This window comes from Bacillus sp. BML-BC051 (assembly GCF_019656175.1).
Lineage (GTDB): Bacteria > Bacillota > Bacilli > Bacillales > Bacillaceae_G > Bacillus_A > Bacillus_A mobilis.
In genome coordinates, this window is sequence record NZ_BPLI01000116.1 from 1 (window position 1) to 2946 (window position 2946).

Annotated in this window: 3 protein-coding genes; all 3 read left to right on the plus strand. The window is 35.1% G+C overall.

What is annotated here, in order from left to right; translation table 11 throughout:
• Positions 1 to 139: 139 nt before the first annotated feature.
• From K5S59_RS29100 to K5S59_RS29110, 3 genes are read left to right on the plus strand one after another with little or no spacing between them, the layout of a single operon-like run.
• Entirely contained in the window at positions 140 to 1072 is a 933-nt protein-coding gene (locus K5S59_RS29100) for an AAA family ATPase (RefSeq protein ID WP_120450402.1), read from the plus strand.
• Positions 1069 to 2178 carry a DUF58 domain-containing protein gene (locus tag K5S59_RS29105; protein WP_001075928.1) on the plus strand — a complete coding sequence of 370 codons (1110 nt, stop codon included), beginning with the start codon at positions 1069 to 1071 and terminating at the stop codon, positions 2176 to 2178. The genes K5S59_RS29100 and K5S59_RS29105 overlap by 4 nt, the downstream gene beginning before the upstream one ends.
• Positions 2179 to 2193: 15 nt before the next feature.
• Positions 2194 to 2922 (plus strand): hypothetical protein, encoded by a 729-nt coding sequence (locus tag K5S59_RS29110; protein WP_001284487.1) that lies wholly within the window; start codon positions 2194 to 2196, stop codon positions 2920 to 2922.
• Positions 2923 to 2946: the final 24 nt, after the last annotated feature.

The window sequence follows — 2946 nt, forward strand, 5'->3', positions numbered from 1 at the left end:
CTATTCGGGGTTCAGTTCATAGTGCTAGGGTCATCTTTTTTATTTTGACAGGAATATATTTACTTTTACCGTGATGTGTTATAATTTGGAAAATAATAATTCTTAATTTTCTGGATAATGGAAAGTGGGAGATAAATAGATGAACACATTAAAGAAAATCACTAATAATATTTCGAAAGTTATTATAGGAAAAGATGAATCGATAGAACTTGCAGCCATAGCTCTCATAGCAAAAGGACATATTTTATTAGAAGATGTACCGGGGACAGGAAAAACAACATTAGCGAAAAGTTTGGCTAAAAGCGTGGACGCAAAATTTCAAAGAATACAATTTACAGCGGATACTTTGCCCGGAGATGTTATTGGTCTTGAATATTTTAATGTGAAGGAATCGGATTTTAAAACGAGGTTAGGGCCTATTTTTGCAAATATAGTATTAGTGGATGAAATTAATCGTGCTGTACCGAGAACACAATCTTCGTTACTGGAAGTGATGGAAGAACGTACTGTGACAATTGCGAAACAGACACATTCATTACCAGAACCTTTTTTAGTAATTGCAACGCAAAATCCCCTTGAATCGGCCGGTACATTTCCTTTACCTGATGCTCAACTAGACCGTTTTTTACTAACTATACGTCAAGGTTATCCTACGAGAGAAGCTGAAAAGGAAATGATGAATCGGTTTCAAATGAATGATCCGTTAGAAACATTACACTCTATTATTTCAAGTGAAGAAATTATTATGATGCAAAAACGTGCAAGAGAAGTGTTAGTAGGAAGTGATGTGCAAGATTATCTTCTTGAAATTATAGAAGCTACGCGTATACATGAGTTAATTGAAATTGGTGTAAGCCCGCGGGGGACGTTGGCATTTATGAGAGCGATTCAAGCGCGGGCTATATTAAATGAAAGAGATTACTGTACGCCAGATGATATTAAGACGCTCGCAGCATCCATTTGTGCTCATCGTTTAACGTTAACGATTGAGGGGGAGATGAAAACGACGAAAGAACAAATCATGAAAGAAATTCTTCATAGAATTAATGTGCCAATGGAGAATATACGATGAATCAACAGCTTGTGTATACACCTTTAGCGGAGCCTTTCGTAATGGGAGTTATGTCAGTTGTAGCCGTTATTTTATGTGTATTTTCAAGTAATCTACTGTTTTTATCTCTCGTATTTTTGTATGTAATTTTAATAGGTGCGATGCATGTGTACATACGTAAAGTATCTCGTGTTGAATGGGAATACAGTCAAGGGAATTCAAACGTTTTTATAGGTGAAGCGAATGTGTGCAAAATGAAAATTTCAAACAAGTCGTTATTTCCTATTTTTAATATCGTATTTCGATTTAAATGTGAAAATAAGCTGACTTGGAATCATGATGAAATAAACAAAAATCATAGTACAGGTTCAAATTATTATATGAATTTTAATATAAAAGGAAGAGAGTCAGTTTCATTTGATTTGCAAGCTGTAGCTGTAAAAAGAGGAATTGCGAAATGGGAAGAAGTTGAAATTGTCATTACGGATCCCTTTGGATTCATAACGAACCATATAACATATAAACAAGTTGAAACGCCGTCCTATTTAGTTTTACCAGCTGTTCCGAAAATGCAAGTTCCTGAATTACAAGAATGGTCACGAGGATTTCGAAAAGCGATGTCATCACCCTTATATGATGAAACGAAAGTAATGGGAGTGAAGTCGTATGAAAATGAAGATTTTCGTTCCATCCACTGGAGTGCAACAGCGAAAACAGGGACAATAACCGCGAAAAAGTACGAGCGAACACAATCAGATAAATATGCGATATATCTCAACTTGCAAAATAAAAGTGGAATTTCTTTGAGAAATGATATAGAGGAACTCATTGAATTAACGGCAGGCATATGTAAACAACTGCTCATGCAAAACTGTTCATTTGAAGTTTGGATCAATAGCGTAAAAGATAATGGATTGTTGCATATAAAGAACGGTCATAACCGGAAACATTTGCAAAATGTATTAAAAGTACTTGCCTCAATATCGGACCAAGATACGCCTGTATCTTCTACTTATTTTTACACCGCAGGCTTTCGTCGTAAAGAATTGGATGCAGTTCCTTTAATTCTTGGTACTTCTCCAAGGAAATACACCAGAACGAATAAATGGGTCGTAATTAAAGAATAAGAAGGGGTTTATATCATGGCTAATAAAGGGCGACATATGCAAGTGAAGTTGTGGAGTGTTAGAGTATTAATACTACTTTTCTTTACGGTTAGTGCGATAACGTTATCACAAGGTGTTGTGCATGTACAAGACATAGTAAAAGGGCTTTTTTCTAGTAAGACGGAGACACTATCGGAAAGAAATTATGATTTTACTAGTGTAGACGCACAGTTTGATGAACCTGAAAGAATTATAGATGAAGAAACAGGAGTTGTAGATACAAGAACAAAAATAGATAGGAAAATTCCACTTTTTGTACGAAAAAATTCATGGACTGATGTGTTTTCTGTTCTTTCAAATTCATGGATTAGTGTCGTTTTTTATGTAATTATTGCATTGGTCATTCTATATGCTTTTTATAAATTAATGAGGAAAAAGGTAACAAAATCAGAAATAGAACAGGATAACCAATCGATAACAAAGGAAAATACGGATAGAACCGAAAAGAACAAGAAAGTGAAGCACCAGTTTGAACAGCCGTTACCTAAAGATACGATAAGGAAAACGTTAGTTGAATGGGAAAGAACTTTACCATTTCACGAACAGAGAAGGACATATGAAACGATGCAACAATGGTTAAGTAGAATTTGTAGAACGCGAGATATTATTCCGATATATGAGTCTGTCCGATATGGAGAAAAGACGTATACGGAGTTAGATGTAGAGAAGACTGTACGATGGATAGAGCGAGACGGGAAAGGGTGACGTTAATATAAGTAAATAAAATTA

Excerpts from the sequence above, each read along its gene's own strand:
- K5S59_RS29100 (WP_120450402.1), top strand. The coding sequence starts at position 140 with ATGAACACATTAAAGAAAATCACTAATAATATTTCGAAAGTTATTATA.
- K5S59_RS29105 (WP_001075928.1), top strand. The coding sequence starts at position 1,069 with ATGAATCAACAGCTTGTGTATACACCTTTAGCGGAGCCTTTCGTAATG.
- K5S59_RS29110 (WP_001284487.1), top strand. The coding sequence starts at position 2,194 with ATGGCTAATAAAGGGCGACATATGCAAGTGAAGTTGTGGAGTGTTAGA.